We start from the raw sequence: 18,860 nt of genomic DNA, 5'->3' as shown, positions 1-18,860 counted from the left end.
CTCCCGCCTGCGGGAGGGGAGAAGGATGTCCCCCTTACTGCCTTTGCATGAACCGCCGCCCGTCTGAAGAAGCGCCCCTACTGGTCCCTTAACCCGCCAGGAACATGTCCGGGTCGATCGCCATCAGGCTTTCCGCACCGCCTTCAATCTTGCGGCGCAGCGCTCCTGCGTCGGGCATGATGCGTTCGGCGAAGTAGCGGGCGGTTACCAGCTTTGCTTCCAGATAGGCGGCATCGCCTTCGCCCGCGTCCAGCATGGCCGCCGCAGCCTTTGCCATGCGCAACCACATCAGGCCGGTCGCGACGATGCCCATCAGGTGCATATAGGGCACCGCGCCCGCCCCGGCGTTGTTCGGGTTTTGCATCGCGTTCTGCATCAACCACATGGTCGCGGCCTGTAATTGGCCGCTTGCCTTTTCCAGCGCCTGCGCGAAGGCGGCCAGCTTTTGATTGTCTTTGGCCTCGGCGATTTCGTCCGCCACCAATTTCAGGAAGGCCTGCAACGCCCGCCCGCCGTTCAGTGGCAACTTCCGGCCGACCAGGTCCATCGCCTGTATACCGTTGGTGCCTTCGTAAATTTGGGCGATACGCGCGTCGCGGACATATTGTTCGGCGCCATTTTCCCAGATGTAGCCATGGCCGCCGAACACTTGCTGGCACATGACCGTCACGTCAAAGCCCTTGTCGGTGCCATAGCCCTTGATGACCGGCGTGAGCAGGCCGACCAGGTCATCTGCTGCCTGCCGTTCTTCTTCGGTGGCGGCGCGATGGGCAAGGTCGACCTGAAGCCCGCCCCATAGCATCAGGGCGCGCAATCCTTCGGTCAGCGCCTTGGCCTCCATCAGCATGCGGCGCACGTCGGGATGGACGAACAACGTATCGGCCTTTTCGTCGCTGTCCTTAGGCCCGGCCAGTGCGCGGCCCTGCCGACGCTCGCGCGCATAATGAACGGCGTTCTGGAACGCGATCTCCGCCTGGCCCAGCCCCTGCATTCCGACCCACATACGCGCGGCGTTCATCATGATGAACATGGCGGCGAGGCCCTTATTTTCCTCACCCACCAGCCATCCGGTCGCGCCGTCATAGTTCATGACGCACGTCGCATTGCCGTGAATGCCCATCTTATGTTCCAGCGATCCGCAGGAAACCGCGTTGCGCTGCCCCAGCGACCCGTCGTCCTTCACCATGATCTTGGGCACGACGAACAGCGAGATGCCCTTGCTGCCTTCCGGCGCGTCTGGCGTTTTGGCCAGAACCAGATGGATGATGTTTTCGGCCAGGTCATGTTCGCCCGCCGAAATGAAAATCTTGGTGCCGGTAATCGCATAGCTGCCGTCGTCATTGGGCACCGCCTTGGTCTTTATAAGGCCAAGGTCCGTGCCTGCGTGCGGCTCCGTCAGGTTCATGGTGCCGGTCCATTTGCCCGACACCATGTTGGGCACATATTTTTGCTTCTGTTCCGCGCTGCCCTTCACCAGCAGGGCTTCCACCGCGCCGTTGGTCAGGCCATGATACATTTCAAAGGAGTGATTGGCTGACAGGATATATTCGCCCACAGCCGTTCCCACGACGTTGGGCAGTGCCTGTCCGCCATATTCGACCGGTGCCTGCAAGGTGGTCCAGCCGCCCTCAACATAGGTGTCGAACGCCTGCTTGAATCCGGTCGGGGTGGTGACGCTGCCGTCGGGATTGCGGGTGCAGCCTTCCTTGTCGCCCACGGCGTTCAAGGGAAAGAGGACTTCGGCCGCCAGCTTGCCGCCTTCGGTCAGGATCGCGTCGACAAGGTCGGGCGTGGCATTTTCGAACCCCGGAAGATTGGAATAGCGATCCAACCCCAGAACATGATCGAGCACGAAGCGAGTTTCGCGGACAGGGGCGGTGTAGCTGGGCATGATCTTCTCCGGGAATTTTGTTGTTTTGATGGGGCCGTTATTTTGCGAGCGCGCTCACGAACCCGGCCAATTCGGCGATCGCCGCGTCGATATCGTCTTTTTGGCGGGTGAGCAGTTCGATGCGCGCCTTGCATTTTGCCGTGGTAACGCGCCGCTGCTCTTCATGCTCCTCGTCCGCGTCATAAAGGTCGATCATCTCGCGGATTTCGGCCAGGCCAAAGCCGACGCGCTTGCCGCGCAGGATCCAGGCCAGCCGCGCGCGATCCCGCCGCGAATATATGCGAGCCAGGCCCTGTCTTTCCGGGGCGATCAGCCCTTCATCCTCGTAAAAACGCAAGGCGCGAGCCGTGACGCCAAACTCTTCCGACAGGTCGGAGATCGTATAATGCTGTCGTTCGCGATGATCCGGCAATTCGATGCCGGCGATGCTGGTGCGCTGGTCCATGGCGGGCAATCTAGGCAGGCTTTACGTTTACGTCAAGGTGAGTGGTGCAGGCCTTGAGCTGTTATCCTGATGACAAGTGACGCGGCGGGGGCTAGGGGCGGCGGCATGACGGGGGCGATCAGACAATCAGAAGCCGCGCGGGGCCTTTTGGCTGCGCTGGCGCTGCTTGTCCTGGCGATTCAGCTGATCGCGCCTTCCGGTTTCATGCCGGTGCGGACGGATCGGGGCGTTGTCGTCACGCTTTGCACGGGGCAGGGTGCTGTGAACGTCGTGGTCGACCGCAGCCATGCGCCCGGCAAGGAGCATTCCGGGGACGACGGCGCTCCTGTTCAGCAGCATTGCCCCTTTGCCGGATCGGTGCAGCCGCTGGTGCCGCCGCTCGCCGCCGCTGACATCGCCCTGCCTGCCTGGCAGCTGGCGTTCGGGCCAATCGCCTTCGCGCTCAAGACCGGCCTTGTCGCCCGGCTTGCCGCGCCACCCCCACCGTCGTCAGGGCCGCCTGCAACCTTCTGAAAATCCTCTTTGCGCCGCTCGTCTCGTCCGGCGTCGATGCTGTTTTTCATGAAGGTTGTCTTTCCATGTCCATCGTCTTTGCTTCGCGCAGCGTTTCGCTGTGCGCCCTCGCCATTTCTACCCTTGCAGTTCCTGCGCTGGCCGATGAAGCGCCAGATCAAAGCCGGATCATCGTCACCGCCACCCGCGCGGTAGAGGAAGCCGACGCCCGCGTGACCCGCACCCCCGGCGGCGCGGACGTGGTTTCGGCCAGGGAGTTTGAGGATAAGGTCGCCGTGTCGCTGCGCGACGCGCTCGCCTTTTCACCGGGCGTCTACACCCAGCCGCGCTTTGGGCAGGAAGTGCGCATTTCCATCCGCGGCTCCGGCCTGTCACGCGGTTTCCACATGCGCGGGCTGACGCTGTTGCAGGATGGCATTCCGATCAACATGGCCGACGACAATGGCGACTTTCAGGAGTTGGACCCGCAGGTCTTCCAGCATCTGGAGGTGTATCGCGGCGGCAATGCCCTTCGGTTGGGCGGTTCCACGCTGGGCGGCGCGATCAACGCCGTGACGCCCACGGGGCGAAGCGCACCGGGCGCGGAAATGCGGGGCGATGGCGGCTCTTTTGACACGCTGCGAGCGAAGGCAGCCTTTGGCTATGCCGATGCGCGTGGTGACGCATGGGCGGCGATCACCGCCGACCGATCCGACGGCGACCGCGACCATGGCCGCCGCCGCGCGCTGCGCTTCAACGGCAATGTCGGGCTGAAGCTGAACGACCGGGTGGAAACGCGCTTCTACGCCAACGCGCAGACGATCCGGCAGAAGCTGTCGGGAGCGTTGACCGAAGCCGATGTGCTGAACGATCCTGGCAAAGGTAATTTCGTCGGCGATCAGGCGCGCGACATCGATTCGATCCGCCTGCAGAACCGCACCACCGTGGCGCTGGATAGCGGGCAGCTGGCTTTTGGTGCTTACTTTAATGCCAAGTCGCTCCATCACCCGATCAATACGATCGTGGACCAGAAATCGGAGGATCGGGGTGTTTTTGCCAGTCTCGATCTTGCCGGGCAACTGGGTGCGATGCCTGCTGAACTGACAGTGGGGACCCAAGCACGCTTCGGCAGGGGGACGTTTCGGCAGTTTGTGAATGTGGGCGGCAAACCCGCCATCGGCATGGTACCGCAGTTCCCACAATACCCATCCGTGCAAAGCGCCCGTGCGCAGACCATCAACAGCTATGGCGAGGCGCGGATCGCGCCGCTGACGGGGCTTTGGCTGATTGCTGGCGGGATCTATACCCATGGCGAGCGCAAGCTGGACAATCGCCGCGACGCAACGCGCAGCGGCGAGGCTTCGTTCAACAGCTTCTCTCCGAAATTTGGGCTATTGTTCGAACCCGCACCGGCAGCGCAATTCTATGCCAATTACAGTCGTTCGGTGGAACTGCCCGGTTTTATCGAGCTTGGCCAAACGGCAAGAGATGCCAACAACGTCATAGTGCCGGGCTTCACGCCGCTCGATGCCCAGAGGGCCTGGACGGCGGAGATCGGCACGCGGGGAAGCTGGGGCATCGCGCGCTGGGACGTCAGTTTCTATCGCGCCGACATCCGTGGGGAGCTGCTGCAATATAATGTGCAGGCTGGCGTCATTCCGGCATCGACCTTCAATGCCGGACGCACCCGCCATCAGGGGATCGAAGCGGGGCTGGACCTGACGATCGCGCCATGGGCGACGCTGCGGCAGGCCTATCAGTATAGCGACTTCCGTTTCCGCGACGATGCGGATTACGGCAATAATCGCCTGCCCGTCGTGCCCCGCCATTTCTATCGCGCCGAATTGCGGCTTGGCACCGACAGGCTGAGCGTGTCGCCGTCGGTCGAATGGGTGCCGCAGGGCGCGTGGGTTGATTATCAGAACAGCAAGCGGGTGGATGGCTATGCGATGCTGAACGTCACTGCCCAGGCGGAGGTGAAGAGTGGCATCACTCTCTTCCTCGACGCGCGTAACCTGACGAAAAAGCGTGCGGTGGGCGATATCGGGGCGGTCGTCCTTTACACCGGGCAGGCGACTTTCAATCCCGTCGAGCGGCGCGCCATTTATGGCGGGTTGCGCGCCCGCTTCTGACACAGCGTTCGCCTCATCCTCTTAGGGGGCTGGAGCGGGCGGGGAAATGGGTCTAGGGGCGGGGCCATGTTGCGTTTGTCCGGCCTCAGACTGCCCCTGGATCACCCGGCCGATGCGATGCCCGCCGCTATCTGCGCGCGGCTGGGCATCGCCTCTGCCGACCTGATCAGCCATGCGGTCGTGCGCCGGGGCAATGATGCACGGCGCAAAAATGCGATCCAACTCATCTATACGGTCGATGTTGAATTGGCGGACGAACAGGCGGTGCTTGACCGCTTCGCCAAGGATCATGACGTCCGCCCCCGGCCGGACACCGATTATCGGTTCGTGGCCCGTGCGCCGGAAGGCTGGGGCGGCAAGCGGCCCGTCGTCATTGGCGCGGGTCCTTGCGGCCTGTTTGCCGGGCTTATCCTGGCACAGATGGGTTTTCGTCCCATCATCCTGGATCGCGGCAAGGCCGTGCGCGAACGGACCAAGGACACTTGGGGCCTATGGCGTCGCGCAGAGCTGAACCCCGACAGCAATGTGCAGTTCGGCGAAGGCGGGGCGGGCACCTTTTCCGACGGCAAGCTCTATTGCCGGGTCAAGGACCCCCGCTTCCTGGGGCGCAAGGTGCTGCATGAATTCGTCGCGGCTGGCGCGCCATCGGACATATTGACCGAAGCGCATCCGCATATCGGCACCTTCCGCCTGGTCACCATGGTCGAAAGCCTGCGCCGCCAGATAGAGATGCTGGGCGGCGAATATCGCTGGCAGCATAAGGTCGATGAGCTGGAGCTGGAACGGCAGGATCAGGGCACACAGCGGTTGCGCGGGCTGCACCTGTCGGACGGCAGCTTCATCGAAGCGGATCATGTCGTGCTGGCGGTCGGCCACAGCGCGCGGCCTACCTTCGAAATGCTGCACCGGCGCGGCGTGCATATCGAACCAAAGCCCTTTTCCATCGGCGTGCGCATCGAACATCCGCAAAGCTGGATCGACCGGGCGCGTTTCGGCCAGTGCGCCGGGCATCCGGTGCTGGGCGCGGCAGCATACAGCCTGGCGCATCATTGCGACAATGGCCGCACCGTCTACAGCTTTTGCATGTGTCCCGGTGGCCGTGTCGTCGCCGCCACGTCGGAGGAAGGGCGCGTCGTCACCAACGGGATGAGCCAGCATAGCCGGGCCGAATTCAACGCCAATTCGGGCCTTGTCGTCGGCATTGATCCAGAGCGCGACTTTCCCGGCGGCCCGCTGGCAGGCATCGACCTTCAGCGGCATTGGGAAAGCCTGGCCTATCAGGCGGGCGGCTCATCCTATTGGGCGCCGGGGCAGAAAGTGGGCGATTTCCTGGCAGGGCGGCCATCCACTGGACTGGGGGAGGTGACGCCTTCCTATAAGCCGGGCGTTACCCTAACCGACCTGTCCAATTGCCTGCCTGGCTTCGTGGTCGATGCGTTCCGCGAGGCGTTGCCCGTCTTTGGACGCCAGATCGCCAATTATGACCATCCCGACGCCGTCATGACCGGGGTGGAAACCCGCACATCTTCGCCCATCCGCATTACCCGTGGCGCAGATTATCAGAGCCTCAACGTCGCGGGGCTTTACCCGGCGGGCGAGGGGGCGGGCTATGCGGGCGGCATCCTGTCCGCCGCCATTGACGGGATCAAGGTGGCCGAAGCCATCGGACTTGCGATCAGCGCCGGGCAGGCTGGCTGAAGCAGTTGGAGTCGGGTGCCATAGCGCCCGGTGGAAAATCGAACGGGGACAAAGACTTGGCGTCCGCCTACGTCTTTTGTCCAATTATTTCAATTTTCTGTCTCTTCTTGATATTTCCCCTATGTTGATGACTTCGCTAGGGTAAAATAATTATCCAGCGCATCGGCAAGCGCCTATATAGCCCGCCTGCTCTCGGCGGTCCGACGCTGCCGCAGCAGCTTCAATCAAATCGACAGATACTCAGAGGAGGCTTCCATGTATGCCAAACCTGTGATGGTGGCGCTGTGCGCCTTTTTAGTCATGCCTGTCACGGTGGATGCCCGGCGGGCATCGGATCAGCTTACCGTCGTGGCATCGGACAAAAATGCGGAAAGCTATGAAAAATGGTCAGACCGGGCGGCTGAGCGGCTGTCCCGAAACATTCGAAATGCCGGATCGCTGTATCGTGACGCCAGTTCCACCGGCTATAGCCGCGTCCAGTTCCGCCTGAACGATCAGGGAAAGCCCCAGAATATAGAATTGGCCGGTCCTTCATCTTCCCGTAGCATCAACCGCATCTCCCTGCGCGCGATCAGGTCGATGGGATCGCTTCTCCCATTGCCGCGCCAGATGAACGCCAACAGCAAATTCGAAGCGTGGATCATCGTGGCCAACAATGTCACGGAAAAGGAAGAGATGCTCAACAGCCTGCGCACGCAATATCGCGCGCAAACGATGGCGCAGGCGGAAAAAGATCGCCCTGTTCTGATCGCCCAACGTTGAGCGGTTCGCGCACGAAGGAAAGGGAGCGCGCTGTCGTGAGACGCGCTCCCTTTCCCATTCATCCTGCCTGAAAAATCCTGAACATAGCGCCGCAGCGCCGCTACCCCGACAGGGTAGCCCCCAGCGGCGCGTCTGCCCAGGCCATCCGATTGACCTTGAGCGCGGCTGCCTTGCAGGGCATTGTCGCAGGGACGGCTGGGATCGATTTCAGGAAGTCGCTGCATCGCCCGGCTGTGCCTTCGACCGGTTCGCGTGTCCGCGGCTTAACCAGGAGCTTCCTGTGATCGAACGCCATCTCGCCAAAATCAGGGCCCGGCACAGCTTGTCCGCGGACGAGGAACAGGCGATCCGCGCCTTGGTGCCTCCGTCGCGCCAGGTGCCGCGCAACAGCATCATCGTGCATGAAGGCAAACGATTGGAAGTCAGCACCCTTTTGCTGGACGGCTTGTTGTGCCGGTACAAGGACATGCCCGACGGCAAGCGGCAGATCACCCAGATCCACGTGGGCGGGGATTTCGCCGACCTCCATGCCTTCACGCTCAAGCGCCTTGAACATAATATCATGGCGCTCACCGACTGCACTTTGTCGGCTGTCCCACATGAAAGCATTCGGGTCCTTGTGGAGCAGCAGCCCCGGCTGGGCCGCCTATATTGGTTCAGCACCAATCTGGACGCCAGCATGAACCGCGAATGGGAATTGTCGCTTGGTCAGCGATCCGCAGCGGGTCGGCTGGCGGCACTTTTTTGCGAGCTGCACTATCGGTTGGTCATGGTCGACATGAACGGCGACAGTTTCAACCTGGGCATGAACCAGGCCCAGCTGGCCGATGCGCTCGGCATGACCGCCGTGCATGTCAACCGGACGCTCCGAATGTTACGCGACCAGCGTCTGCTCGACTATCATCGTGGCGAAGCCAACATACTGGACCTGAAAGGGCTTGAGATGCTGGCGGAGTTCGATCTCAGCTACCTCTATCTGGACGCCGACCCCCTCTGATGATCTCCCCATTCGGGCCGAGGCCCGCTGGCATGCCGGGAAGGGAGATTATAAGCCACGATCATTGTTGCGATGGCGGAACCTTTTGACAGCCGATCCGTCATCCGGGGCATGCAGACATGTATTTTTACCGACCCCAAGACTCTGGCAGATCCGGCGGACCTGGCGCTTGTTTCCCTGCTCCATCTGCTGCGGGGGCGCGGCTATCATTTCGTAACGCCCACACCTGCCACGCATAGGTTGGTCACTGGCCGCCCGGATCGCAAAGAAGCGCGCAGGATTGAAGATGTGCTCGGCTGGAGCCTGCCTTTTCGCGATGGACTGCTGGATCGGGAGGTGATGGACCTGCTGGAAACAGCGGGCGCATTGCGCGATGCGGGCGAGGGGTTACGGCGCTCCGCATTTCGCGTTTCCTCATTACAGGGCGAACTATTTGTCCATTCGGCCTTTCCCACGGATGATCGGGATGCCGTCTTTTTTGGACCGGACAGCTATCGGTTCGCCAATCTGATCAGGTCGGAACTGGAAGCCAGCCCGCCCGGGGCCAGCGCGCATCTTGTCGATATGGGGGCAGGCGCGGGCGTGGGCGCGATTGTGGCGCACAGGGTCAGCCCGACGGCGCGGCTGTTCATGACCGACATCAATCCCAAGGCGTTGCGGCTCGCGCGTATCAATGCCCATGCCGCAGCGGTGCCTGCGCAGTTTGTGGAGGGCGACGGGTTGGTGGATATTGAGGGTCCGATTGACCTGATATTGGCGAATCCGCCTTACATTATCGACCCGGAAAAGCGTGCCTATCGGGATGGCGGGGCGCTGCATGGTGGGGCAGTCGCGCTGGACATGGCGCGACGGGCGCTCGACCGGCTCGCAAATGGCGGGCGGTTTATCCTGTATACCGGCACCGCCATCGTCGATGGAGCCGACATTTTGGGGAAGGCCCTGGCCGACCTTGCCGAAGCCAAGGGCTGTTCGCTCTCTTATCGGGAACTGGACCCGGACGTGTTTGGGGATGAACTGGCCAGCGATGCCTATCAGGATGTGGACCGCATCGCCGTGGTGGGTGCCGTGTTTCGACGAGGGGGCGGGCTTGGGTCCTAATCAGGGCAAGAAAAAAGGCGACACCTGAAGGTGCCGCCCGATTTCTCCGGCCTGGCCGGACAGCGGCCCCGCACTAGGCGGGGCGCACCGATTACTTGAGCTCGACAGTCGCGCCGGCTTCTTCCAGCTGCTTCTTGAGCTTTTCGGCTTCGTCCTTGCTGGCGCCTTCCTTGACAGCCTTCGGAGCGCCTTCGACCAGAGCCTTGGCTTCGGTCAGGCCCAGGCCGGTGATGGCGCGGACTTCCTTGATGACGTTGATCTTCTTGCCACCGTCGCCGGTGAGGATCACGTCGAACTCGGTCTGCTCTTCAGCAGCGGCAGCAGCCGGGGCGCCAGCGGCGGGGCCAGCGACGGCAACTGCAGCAGCGGCCGAAACGCCCCACTTTTCTTCCAGAGCCTTCGACAGCTCAGCGGCTTCGAGGACGGTGAGGGCCGAAAGCTGATCGACCAGTGCGTTGATGTCTGCCATGTTACTATATTCCCTTCTGGGTGGGGCATGCGCCCCAGAGATACGAGTTGAAAACCTGTATTTTGGAAAAAGCCGTGACCCTTAGGCCGCGTCCTTCTCCGCATAGGCGTTGAAGACCCGCGCGAGCTGCGCAGCCGGTGCCTGGGTGACGGTTGCAAGCTTGGTCGCGGGTGCAACGAGCAACCCAACGATCTTCGCACGCAGTTCATCCAGCGACGGCATCGAGGCGAGCGCCTTGACGCCCTCCGCGTTCAGCAGCACTTCGCCCATTGCGCCGCCAACGATCTCAAGCTTGTCGTTGGTCTTGGCGAATTCGACTGCAACCTTGGCGGCTGCAACCGGATCGGCTGAGGAGGCGAGGCCAACCGGACCAGTCAGCAGGTCGCTGAGGCTGGTATAGCTGGTGCCTTCAAAGGCGATCTTGGCGAGGCGGTTCTTCGTAACCTTGTAGGTGCCGCCGGCTTCGCGCATTTTCTGACGCAGGACGGTCGACTGTGCGACGGTCATGCCGAGGTTGCGGGTCACTACGACCACGCCAACATCCGCCAGATGTGCGTTCAGCGCGGAAACGACCTCAGCCTTCTGATTACGATCCATGCCATTCTCCACTTCATGTCCGCCCGGAAAACCCGAACGAACGGCAAAAACCCGCGACTGGCGCGGGGCAAATGTCCGAAGGGGAGAGATCGACTGGCCCGTATCCTCCGATGAGAACAGGGCAGACCCGGACAGGTCCAAAGACACGCCGGTAAAGAACTTTTCCCCGTCTAGGCCGGAAATTAAGAAGGGCAAATTCCCTTCACCGACTGTCTCGGACGGAAGACCCCGAAGGGCCTGCTGGGGCGCGCATATAGCGGATAGCGATCAGAATCAACCGATAGTTGACTTAGGGTGCCGTTCCCGCCCTTCGCGGCAACTACACCCGATCCGCCTGCACCACCGTATCCAGCCCGCGCAAGGCGGACAAAATCCGGTTCAGATGCTGCGCGTCGTTCACTTCCAGGTCGATGATGTCGGTATGAAACGGCCCGTCGCGGTTCACCAGTTGCAGGTTGAGGATGTTCGCCTTCGTCGCGCCGAACACATTGGTGACGGCGGCCAGTGCGCCTGGCTGGTTCTTGACGATGACGGACAGGCGCGCGGTGCCGCCCTTGGACTTGCTGTCCCAGGAAAGGTCGATCCAGTCGTCGTCCTGCCCCGTCTCCAGCGAACGGCAATCGATCGTATGCACCTCGATCGGCTGGCCCGTACGGCGAATGCCGACGATGCGGTCGCCTGGCACGGGATGGCAGCAATCGCCCAGATTATAGGCGATGCCCGGCGTCAGGCCGCGGATCGACACGGGCGCATGCTGGCGCGGGTGCGCTTCTTCCCTGCCTTCCGCGCTGGTCGATCCGGGGACGAGCGCTTCCATCACTTCGAAATCGCGCAGCCGGTGGGTGGCGATGGCGATCATCAGCGCGGCGCGATCTTCCAGCTTCAGCCGTTTGAGCGCAGCCTTCAACGCCTTGTCCCCCAGCTCGCTCGCCAGTTCGGGGGACAGGCGGCCGATCATTTCCTCATAGAGTTTTTCGCCCAGCGCAATTTCCTCGCCGCGCTGTTTCTGGCGGATGAAGCGGCGGATGGCGGCACGGGCCTTGCCGGTCACGGCAAAGGTCAGCCAGCCGGGCTGCGGTTCCTGCCCCTCCGACTTCAATATCTCGACCTGATCGCCATTTTCAAGCGCCGTGCGCAGCGGCACCACGCGACCGTTGACCTTTACGCCCACGGTCTGGTTCCCCAGCGATGTATGGACGGCATAAGCAAAGTCGATCGGCGTCGATCCCTTGGGCAGCTGATGCAGCTCACCCTTGGGCGAGAAGGCAAAGATCCGGTCCTGATACATCGCCATGCGGGTATGTTCGAGCAGCTCGTCCGCATCCTGGCTCTGTTCCAGAATTTCGACCAGGTCGCGAAGCCATGGCGCGCGATGATCGTCGTCCGCGTCGCGCTTTTGCTTATAGGCCCAATGCGCCGCCAGCCCCAGTTCCGCGTCATGATGCATGTCGCGGCTGCGGATTTGCACTTCGATGCGGGCATTGTCCTGATGTATGACGGTGGTGTGCAGCGACTGATAGCCGTTGCGCTTGGGGGTTGAGATGTAATCCTTGAACCGGCCCGGCACCATCTTGTAGGTCTGGTGGATGACGCCCAGCGCGCGATAGCAGTCCTCGGTCGTTTCGGTGATGACCCGGAACGCCATGACATCGGTTAGCTGTTCAAAGCTGATGTGCCTTTCCTGCATCTTTTTCCAGATGGAATAGGGGTGCTTCTCCCGGCCCGACACGGTGACGCTCAGGTCCCGGCTACCCAGCAGCAACTGCAGTTCGGCACCGATCCGGTCGACCTTGCCATGGCCGCCTTCTTTTAGCTGCTCCAGCCTTTTGGTGATGCTGTCATAGGCTTCCGGTTCCAGCTCGCGAAAGGCCAGCAGCTGCATTTCGCGCATGAAATCATACATGCCGATCCGCTCCGCCAGCGGGGCATAGATGTCCATCGTCTCCTTGGCGATGCGGCGGCGCTTCCCTTCATTCTTGATGAAATGAAGCGTGCGCATATTGTGCAGCCGGTCGGCCAGCTTGACCAACAGGACGCGGATGTCGTCGGACATGGCGAGCAGGAACTTGCGGAGATTTTCCGCCGCCCGCTCATTCTCGCTCATCGCCTCGATCTTGCTCAGCTTGGTGACGCCGTCGACCATGCGCGCCACATCCTTGCCGAACGCGCCTTCGATCTCGTCATAGGTGACCAGCGTATCTTCGATCGTGTCGTGCAGCAGGGCCGTCACGATCGTCTGATCGTCCAGGTTGAAATCCGTCAGGATCCCCGCCACCTCGATCGGGTGGCTGAAATAAGGGTCGCCGCTGGCGCGCTTCTGGGACCCGTGTTTCTGGACCGAAAAGACATAGGCACGGTTGATCATCGCTTCGTCCGCTTGCGGATCGTAGCGCTTTACTCGTTCGACAAGTTCGTACTGGCGTAACATCGTTTCCCGATTGTGTGGGAAGCGCCTTGCTGTGCAACAAAAAAATCCCATTTTGATGGAAATAGGCTTCGCTTTTGCAACAGCGGTGGCTTTGCGCTATCTAAGGCGGGACGATGAAGCACAATCTGGCGCAGGATCTGGAACAATGTGCGCTACCCAGCGCGCTGGAAGCGATGGGCGAACGCTGGTCGTTCCTCATCCTGCGTGGTGCCCTGTCCGGCATCCGCCATTTCGAAGAGTTTCAATCGAGCCTTGGCATCGCCCGCAACATCCTGGCCAATCGCCTTTCCCGGCTGGTGGAAAATGGCATCATGGTGCGCCAGCCGATGCAGTGCGACCGCCGCAAGGTGGAATATCGCCTGACTGAAAAAGGGCAGGAACTCGCCCCCGTGATGATCGCATTGCGGCAATGGGGCGAAAAATGGGGCTGCGCGCCCTTGTCCTGCCAGGTCCTCGCCGACCGGCGGGATGGGCAGCCGATCCGCAAGATCGTGGTGCAAGCCCATGACGGCCGCCCCCTGGAATTGAGCGACCTGGTCTGGCTATGCCCCGATGAAGTGAAGCCGGTGACAGAGGAACCGGCGGCAGCAGCCTGAACCTGTGGGCGTTTCAGGGCGGCTTCACCCCCGCAACGAAATCGCCTAGGCTGATGGCAATGTCTGTGCATCGCATCCAACCTCAGCCTTTTTTCGCTGACAAGAACCGCGCTTTCTGGAACCTGCAATCTGCCGGATGGGCAGGCGCGTTCCTGCTGCGCGGTTCGTCCACCATCGCCAATGGCCAGCCGGTGTCCAGCCTCATCCCGGTCGTGATCTCGACCGTGACGGGCTATTCGGTGACATTGTTGATCGCGGTGGTCTTTCGCTTTCTGCAACGACAGCGGCCTATCGTCACCTGGGGCGCGTCGATCGTGACCGTGGTCGTGGCGGCGGGGCTGGTCGCCTTTATCGATGCCTGGGTCTTTTCCACCCAGAACAGAAGCAGCGACACGGCGGGGCTACAATTGTTCCTGGGTGCATTCTACCTCAGCATCACGTTGCTGGGGGCGTGGTCCGCGCTTTATTATGCGATCAATTTCTACCTGACGGTGGAGGAGCAGGCCGACCAGCTGTTGCGTCTGGAAAATCAGGCATCGAGCGCACAGCTGGCGATGCTGCGATACCAGCTCAATCCGCATTTCCTTTTCAACACGCTCAACAGCATCTCCACCCTCGTACTGCTTAAGCAGACCGACCGGGCGAACGCGATGCTTTCACGCCTGTCCTCCTTCCTCCGCTACACGTTGATCAACGAACCCACGGCGCAGGTCACGATCGAGCAAGAGGTGGAGACACTGAAACTCTATCTGGAAATCGAAAAGATGCGGTTTGAGGATCGTCTACGCCCTGTCTTCAACATCGATCCTGCCGTGGCCCAGGCGCGTTTGCCCTCGCTGCTGCTCCAGCCGTTGGTCGAAAATGCGATCAAATATGCCGTCACGCCGAAGGAAGATGGCGCCGAAATCTCCGTCACGGCGCAGCCTGCCGGTGAAAACGTACGGATCGTCGTATCGGACAGTGGCCCGGGATTGAACGAAGGGTTCACCAGGCCGAACAGTCTGGCAAGCGAAGGGACGGGGGTTGGCTTGGCGAACATCCGCGATCGGCTGATTCAGGCTTTCGGGGAACGACAAAGCCTAGAGACGCGTTCCACGCCAAGCGGTTTTTCGGTCGTTATCGAAATGCCGCTTAATCTGGATGAACCATCGAAAGTGGCCGCATGACCATCAGAACAATCCTCGTCGACGACGAAAGCCTGGCTATTCAAGGCCTCAAGCTGCGTCTGGATCCGCATGAGGATGTCGAAATCGTAGAAACCTGCTCGAATGGCCGTGAAGCCATCCGCGCTATCAAGACGCATAAACCCGACCTTGTGTTCCTTGACATTCAAATGCCCGGCTTCGACGGCTTTTCCGTCGTGCAGGGGATGATGGAAGTGGAACCGCCGCTGTTCATCTTCGTGACCGCCTATAGCGACCACGCCATCCGCGCGTTCGAGGCGCAGGCCGTCGACTATCTGATGAAGCCGGTGGACGAAGGCCGCCTGGCCGATGCGCTTGACCGCGTGCGCCAGCGCTTGTCCGAAAAGCGGCAGGTGCAGGAAGTGGAAAAGCTGCGCGAAGTGCTGGCCGAAGTCGCGCCGGACGCAATGAATGAATTCGCCGCAGACGGGGACGCTCCGGCGGCCAATCGTTTCGAAAAGCTCATCAACATCAAGGATCGCGGCCAGATTTTCCGCGTGGACGTGGACTCGATCGAGCGGATCGACGCGGCGGGCGACTATATGTGCATCTACACCGCCGACAATTCACTGATCCTGCGTGAAACGATGAAGGACCTCGAAAAGCGGCTCGATCCCCGTAATTTCCAGCGGGTGCACCGTTCCACCATCGTCAATCTCAGCCAGGTGCGCCAAGTGAAACCACATACCAACGGCGAATGCTTCCTCGTGCTGGAATCCGGCGCGCAGGTAAAGGTCAGCCGCTCCTACCGCGACGTAGTGGCCCGCTTCGTCCACTGAAGGGGAGGGGTGCTCCTGCGAAGGCAGGAGCCCAGTCCCGCCGTCGAGATCATTTAACGAGGCAGGAACTGGGTTCCTGCCTTCGCAGGAACACGCTAGAGGTCCGGCATGAGCAAGCCCGGCTATGTCTACCTCATGGCGAGCGGCCAAAACGGCACCCTCTACCTCGGCGTGACAAGCGACCTGATCCAGCGCGTCTGGCAGCATCGCAGCGGCTTTGGCGGGCAATTCAGTGCCAAATATGGTTGCCGCGTCCTCGTCTGTTACGAGGCTTATGACGACCTTCAGGAAGCCCGGCAGCGCGAACTGCGCATGAAGAAATGGAAACGCAACTGGAAACTGCGCCTGATCGAGGAAGCAAACCCCCAATGGCGCGACCTATTCACCGAAATCGTCGGTTAACCACCCCGTGCTCCTGCGCAGGCAGGAGCCCAGTCCAGAGATTGCCTGTATCAACAGCCTTGGTACTGGGCTCCCACCTACTCAGAACCCAAGCATCATCGAAACACCCATCGCCGGTTAAGGCTGAAAACAACGGCGGGCGTTACGAACAGCATGGCCGGGATGGGCGACCATTCCGGCCATTGCATGTGCGTGACGCAGAGAAAGACCCAAAGCGCGTTGAGCGCATAGCTGACGAGCGACACGGCAACGAACCTGACGCTGCGGGCGGCCTGATTGTCGCGGTCGCCATGGCCGCGAAAGGTGAAGGCGCTGTGGGTCACATAGCCGATCATCACCGCCGCCCCATACCCCACGGCATTGGCGATCTGCGGGTGCAGGCCGACCGGCGCGGCCAGCGTCCAGTAGATCGTGGCTTGGCAGGCGGTGATGAACAGGCCGCTGACGCCGTATCGCACGACTTGCCAGAACAGGGCCTGTCGCTCTGGTGACCAGTGGCCAAGGATTTTCATGGATCGCCCCGTTGCGCTTTGTTGCGGAGCCTCTAATCCACACGCCATGAACTTGCAAAGCGGCGTCACTCTGCGCGGTCGTTTCGTGCCCCTGCTCACCTGTCTGCCGGGGTGGGCGGAACGACACTGGAAATGGCTTGTCTTCCTGATGTGGGTGGCGGCCCTGGTCTGCTTTCTCATCATGTGCTGGCCTGCGATCCACTGGCTGACCTTGAACGATACGGACGATAATATCCGTTATCTGCAGGTGCGGGACTGGCTGGCGGGGCAGGGCTGGTACGATTTGCGGCAATATCGGCTCGATCCTCCCGTCGGATTTGACATCCACTGGTCGCGGCTGGTCGATCTGCCGCTGGCCGCGCTGATGCTGTTTTTCCGCGCCTTTGTCGAACAGGGGCAGGCGGATCGGCTGGCATGCGGCATTGCCCCGCTGCTGCCGCTGCTGCCGCTGATGCTGGGCCTGGGCTTCATCGGTCGCAGGCTTGCTGGCGGCAATGGCTGGATATTGGCGGCGCTGGCACCCTTTGCGGCGCAGATGGGCATCAGCATGTTCATGCCGATGCGGGTCGACCATCATGGCTGGCAACTGGCCTTGGCGGTGCTGATGCTGGCGGGCCTTGTCGACCGCAACTGGCTGCGCGGGGGCGTGGTCGCCGGGTTGAGCAGCGCCCTGTCGATCGCGATTGGCATGGAAATGATCGTCTATCTGGCGGCTGGCGGGGCGTTGATCGCGCTGCGTTGGGTGTTCAAGGAAGGGGCGGGGCGCAGGATGTTGCCCTATGCGCTCAGCCTGGGCGGTAGTGTGTCCATCCTGTTCCTGCTGTTCGCCAGCTATGCCAACCGGCAGATGGTGTGCGATGCGCTCTCGCCCATCTGGGTCGCCATATTTGCGGCTGTTAGTGCGGGCATGACGCTGCTGGCATTGCTGCCCCTGCGCAGTTGGCCCAGTCGCCTAGGCGCGGGCATCATCGTGGGGGGAGCGGTCGCCGCCTTCGCCTGGCTCAACTGGCCGCAATGCCTGTCCGGCGCCTATCAGATCTCGCCTGAGCTGGAAAAGCTCTGGCTATCCAACATCCGCGAAGCAAAGCCCATCACCGCGCAGGCGCGCAATCTGGTCGTGCCGCTGATGGCGATCCCGCTGGCCGGGCTTGCTGGGTTGATCTGGGGTCTGTGGGATTCGCGCCGCGACAGCGACAAATGCTGGGCCTGGGCGACCGTGGGCCTCATGATGCTCTTTTCCACATCGCTCCTCTTTTGGCAGTTGCGCGCAGGCCCGGCGGCGCAGTTGCTCGCTATCCCCGCCGCTGCATGGGCCGCACACCGCGTGATCCAGATCATTTTTACCGGCCGTCCGATCGCGCGGCTATCGGGTCTCGCAGGCGCGGCGGTCCTGGCCGTGGCCGTCTTCGCGACCCCGCTCTATCCTCAGTTGAACCGCCTGTGGGCCAGCACGACTGGCGAAGTGGCCAAGCCGCAACGCCCGGTCGTGGCCGCCCGGCACAAGATCATCAACAAGGCCAACGCCCGCTGCCGCAGCCTGCCCGCGCTGGCGGTGCTGGATCAACTGCCCGCCGCCACGATCTTCACCATGGTCGACCTGGGCCCCCGGCTGATCGCCACCACCCATCACAGCGCCATCGCCGGACCCTATCATCGCAATGGCAAATCAATACTCGATATCCATCATGGTTTTGATGGCTCGGCCAATGCATTCCGGGCAATCGCGGCGCAACACCGTGCGACCTATCTGTTGATCTGCCCCGGATTTCCCGAGGGAACCGTCTATCAGGCCCGCAGCCCACAGGGCTTCTATGCTGATTTGATGCGGGGCGAAGTGCCGGGTTGGCTCAAGCCCATATCCCTGCGCAGCGGCGTCGACTTGCCCTACACGCTCTATCGCATCGATTATTCAGCGCCGGGCGGCGAAAAAGCCGCGCAGCAGCGCTGATGCCTCTTTCTCGGCGATCCCTCCATATACGTCCGGGCGGTGGAGGCATTGGGGCTGTGCATAGAGGCGAGGCCCCTGTTCGATCGCGCCGCCCTTTGGGTCGGCCGCGCCATAATAAAGGCGGGCGATCCGGGCGTGAGATATAGCCCCCGCACACATCGGGCAGGGTTCCAGCGTCACCCAGATGTCGCACCCGGCCAGCCGGAAATCCCCGAGATGGAGGGCAGCTGAGCGCAACGCGACGATCTCAGCATGAGCCGTGGGGTCATTGTCGCGCCGGTTACGATTCTCGCCTTCGCCGATGATCCTGCCGTCAAGCGTCACGACGGCCCCAATCGGCACCTCTCCCGCAGTCTCCGCCAACCGCGCCAGTTCTAGTGCGCGGCGCATCGGTGCAGGAAGGGGGAAGGGCGATGCCATCGCCGCCCCA

Annotated in this window: 18 protein-coding genes; 11 read left to right on the top strand and 7 right to left on the bottom strand. The window is 61.8% G+C overall.

Annotation, left to right across the window (positions count from 1 at the left end; all coding sequences use genetic code 11):
* Positions 1-88 precede the first annotated feature (88 nt).
* Positions 89-1,891 carry an acyl-CoA dehydrogenase C-terminal domain-containing protein gene (locus FHS54_RS11640; RefSeq protein WP_167303976.1) on the bottom strand — a complete coding sequence of 601 codons (1,803 nt, stop codon included), beginning with the start codon at positions 1,889-1,891 and terminating at the stop codon, positions 89-91.
* A gap of 37 nt (positions 1,892-1,928) precedes the next feature.
* Positions 1,929-2,336 (bottom strand): MerR family transcriptional regulator, encoded by a 408-nt coding sequence (locus tag FHS54_RS11635; protein WP_167303975.1) that lies wholly within the window; start codon positions 2,334-2,336, stop codon positions 1,929-1,931.
* A 105-nt stretch (positions 2,337-2,441) separates the two neighbouring features.
* On the opposite strand from FHS54_RS11635, the gene FHS54_RS11630 reads away from it, so the two are divergent.
* The 6 genes from FHS54_RS11630 (at position 2,442) to FHS54_RS11605 (ending at position 9,515) form a co-directional block, all read left to right on the top strand.
* Positions 2,442-2,849 (top strand): DUF2946 family protein, encoded by a 408-nt coding sequence (locus FHS54_RS11630; RefSeq protein ID WP_167303974.1) that lies wholly within the window; start codon positions 2,442-2,444, stop codon positions 2,847-2,849.
* A gap of 65 nt (positions 2,850-2,914) precedes the next feature.
* Positions 2,915-4,960, top strand: a complete 2,046-nt coding sequence (locus tag FHS54_RS11625; RefSeq protein WP_167303973.1) for a TonB-dependent receptor family protein — start codon at positions 2,915-2,917, stop codon at positions 4,958-4,960.
* A 66-nt stretch (positions 4,961-5,026) separates the two neighbouring features.
* Positions 5,027-6,658, top strand: coding sequence for an NAD(P)/FAD-dependent oxidoreductase (locus FHS54_RS11620; protein WP_167303972.1), 1,632 nt, complete (start codon positions 5,027-5,029; stop codon positions 6,656-6,658).
* A 255-nt stretch (positions 6,659-6,913) separates the two neighbouring features.
* Complete coding sequence (locus FHS54_RS11615) at positions 6,914-7,420, top strand: energy transducer TonB (RefSeq protein ID WP_167303971.1); 507 nt, start codon at positions 6,914-6,916, stop codon at positions 7,418-7,420.
* A 280-nt stretch (positions 7,421-7,700) separates the two neighbouring features.
* The gene (locus FHS54_RS11610) at positions 7,701-8,417 is read left to right on the top strand and encodes a helix-turn-helix domain-containing protein (RefSeq protein ID WP_167303970.1); all 717 of its coding nucleotides are present in this window, start codon (positions 7,701-7,703) and stop codon (positions 8,415-8,417) included.
* Positions 8,418-8,489: 72 nt separating this feature from the next.
* Complete coding sequence (locus FHS54_RS11605) at positions 8,490-9,515, top strand: methyltransferase (RefSeq protein WP_243855737.1); 1,026 nt, start codon at positions 8,490-8,492, stop codon at positions 9,513-9,515.
* Between the two features lie 91 nt (positions 9,516-9,606).
* Here FHS54_RS11605 and rplL read toward each other — a convergent pair whose 3' ends face one another.
* From rplL to FHS54_RS11590, 3 genes are all read right to left on the bottom strand, one after another.
* Complete coding sequence (gene rplL, locus FHS54_RS11600; protein ID WP_167303969.1) at positions 9,607-9,984, bottom strand: 50S ribosomal protein L7/L12; 378 nt, start codon at positions 9,982-9,984, stop codon at positions 9,607-9,609.
* 81 nt (positions 9,985-10,065) lie between these two features.
* Positions 10,066-10,581 (bottom strand): 50S ribosomal protein L10, encoded by a 516-nt coding sequence (gene rplJ, locus FHS54_RS11595; protein WP_167304430.1) that lies wholly within the window; start codon positions 10,579-10,581, stop codon positions 10,066-10,068.
* A gap of 319 nt (positions 10,582-10,900) precedes the next feature.
* Positions 10,901-13,009, bottom strand: a complete 2,109-nt coding sequence (locus FHS54_RS11590; protein WP_167303968.1) for a RelA/SpoT family protein — start codon at positions 13,007-13,009, stop codon at positions 10,901-10,903.
* A gap of 113 nt (positions 13,010-13,122) precedes the next feature.
* Between FHS54_RS11590 and FHS54_RS11585 the strand changes: the two genes are divergently transcribed.
* The 4 genes from FHS54_RS11585 to FHS54_RS11570 all read left to right on the top strand — a co-directional run bounded on the left by FHS54_RS11585 (position 13,123) and on the right by FHS54_RS11570 (position 15,970).
* Positions 13,123-13,605: a winged helix-turn-helix transcriptional regulator gene (locus FHS54_RS11585; protein WP_167303967.1), complete on the top strand. Its 483-nt coding sequence runs from the start codon at positions 13,123-13,125 to the stop codon at positions 13,603-13,605.
* Positions 13,606-13,664: 59 nt separating this feature from the next.
* On the top strand, positions 13,665-14,771 hold the full coding sequence (locus FHS54_RS11580) for a sensor histidine kinase (protein ID WP_167303966.1): 1,107 nt from the start codon (positions 13,665-13,667) through the stop codon (positions 14,769-14,771).
* The gene (locus FHS54_RS11575) at positions 14,768-15,568 is read left to right on the top strand and encodes a LytR/AlgR family response regulator transcription factor (protein WP_167303965.1); all 801 of its coding nucleotides are present in this window, start codon (positions 14,768-14,770) and stop codon (positions 15,566-15,568) included. Before FHS54_RS11580 ends, FHS54_RS11575 begins: the two co-directional genes overlap by 4 nt.
* Positions 15,569-15,676: 108 nt before the next feature.
* Positions 15,677-15,970, top strand: a complete 294-nt coding sequence (locus FHS54_RS11570; protein WP_167303964.1) for a GIY-YIG nuclease family protein — start codon at positions 15,677-15,679, stop codon at positions 15,968-15,970.
* Positions 15,971-16,065: 95 nt separating this feature from the next.
* On the opposite strand, the gene FHS54_RS11565 is transcribed toward FHS54_RS11570, so the two are convergent.
* Positions 16,066-16,482 carry a GtrA family protein gene (locus FHS54_RS11565; protein ID WP_167303963.1) on the bottom strand — a complete coding sequence of 139 codons (417 nt, stop codon included), beginning with the start codon at positions 16,480-16,482 and terminating at the stop codon, positions 16,066-16,068.
* Positions 16,483-16,528: 46 nt separating this feature from the next.
* Between FHS54_RS11565 and FHS54_RS11560 the strand changes: the two genes are divergently transcribed.
* Complete coding sequence (locus tag FHS54_RS11560) at positions 16,529-18,430, top strand: hypothetical protein (protein ID WP_167303962.1); 1,902 nt, start codon at positions 16,529-16,531, stop codon at positions 18,428-18,430.
* Here the strand turns inward: FHS54_RS11560 and FHS54_RS11555 are convergent.
* Positions 18,392-18,850 (bottom strand): nucleoside deaminase, encoded by a 459-nt coding sequence (locus FHS54_RS11555; protein WP_167303961.1) that lies wholly within the window; start codon positions 18,848-18,850, stop codon positions 18,392-18,394. The two genes, FHS54_RS11560 and FHS54_RS11555, sit on opposite strands and share 39 nt — an antisense overlap.
* Between the last annotated feature and the right edge of the window lie 10 nt (positions 18,851-18,860).

Origin of the sequence: Sphingobium vermicomposti (assembly GCF_011762025.1) — a bacterium.
GTDB classification, from domain to species: domain Bacteria; phylum Pseudomonadota; class Alphaproteobacteria; order Sphingomonadales; family Sphingomonadaceae; genus Sphingobium; species Sphingobium vermicomposti.
Note: the sequence above shows the minus strand (reverse complement) of the source record. Positions and strands in the feature narration are given on the sequence as shown.

Coding starts and splice junctions, on each gene's coding strand:
- FHS54_RS11635 (WP_167303975.1), bottom strand. CDS start 2,336: ATGGACCAGCGCACCAGCATCGCCGGCATCGAATTGCCGGATCATCGC.
- FHS54_RS11620 (WP_167303972.1), top strand. CDS start 5,027: ATGTTGCGTTTGTCCGGCCTCAGACTGCCCCTGGATCACCCGGCCGAT.
- FHS54_RS11605 (WP_243855737.1), top strand. CDS start 8,490: ATGGCGGAACCTTTTGACAGCCGATCCGTCATCCGGGGCATGCAGACA.
- FHS54_RS11580 (WP_167303966.1), top strand. CDS start 13,665: ATGTCTGTGCATCGCATCCAACCTCAGCCTTTTTTCGCTGACAAGAAC.
- FHS54_RS11575 (WP_167303965.1), top strand. CDS start 14,768: ATGACCATCAGAACAATCCTCGTCGACGACGAAAGCCTGGCTATTCAA.
- FHS54_RS11560 (WP_167303962.1), top strand. CDS start 16,529: ATGAACTTGCAAAGCGGCGTCACTCTGCGCGGTCGTTTCGTGCCCCTG.
- FHS54_RS11630 (WP_167303974.1), top strand. CDS start 2,442: ATGACGGGGGCGATCAGACAATCAGAAGCCGCGCGGGGCCTTTTGGCT.
- FHS54_RS11555 (WP_167303961.1), bottom strand. CDS start 18,850: ATGGCATCGCCCTTCCCCCTTCCTGCACCGATGCGCCGCGCACTAGAA.
- FHS54_RS11625 (WP_167303973.1), top strand. CDS start 2,915: ATGTCCATCGTCTTTGCTTCGCGCAGCGTTTCGCTGTGCGCCCTCGCC.
- FHS54_RS11585 (WP_167303967.1), top strand. CDS start 13,123: ATGAAGCACAATCTGGCGCAGGATCTGGAACAATGTGCGCTACCCAGC.
- FHS54_RS11570 (WP_167303964.1), top strand. CDS start 15,677: ATGAGCAAGCCCGGCTATGTCTACCTCATGGCGAGCGGCCAAAACGGC.
- rplJ (WP_167304430.1), bottom strand. CDS start 10,581: ATGGATCGTAATCAGAAGGCTGAGGTCGTTTCCGCGCTGAACGCACAT.
- FHS54_RS11615 (WP_167303971.1), top strand. CDS start 6,914: ATGTATGCCAAACCTGTGATGGTGGCGCTGTGCGCCTTTTTAGTCATG.
- FHS54_RS11565 (WP_167303963.1), bottom strand. CDS start 16,482: ATGAAAATCCTTGGCCACTGGTCACCAGAGCGACAGGCCCTGTTCTGG.
- rplL (WP_167303969.1), bottom strand. CDS start 9,984: ATGGCAGACATCAACGCACTGGTCGATCAGCTTTCGGCCCTCACCGTC.
- FHS54_RS11640 (WP_167303976.1), bottom strand. CDS start 1,891: ATGCCCAGCTACACCGCCCCTGTCCGCGAAACTCGCTTCGTGCTCGAT.
- FHS54_RS11590 (WP_167303968.1), bottom strand. CDS start 13,009: ATGTTACGCCAGTACGAACTTGTCGAACGAGTAAAGCGCTACGATCCG.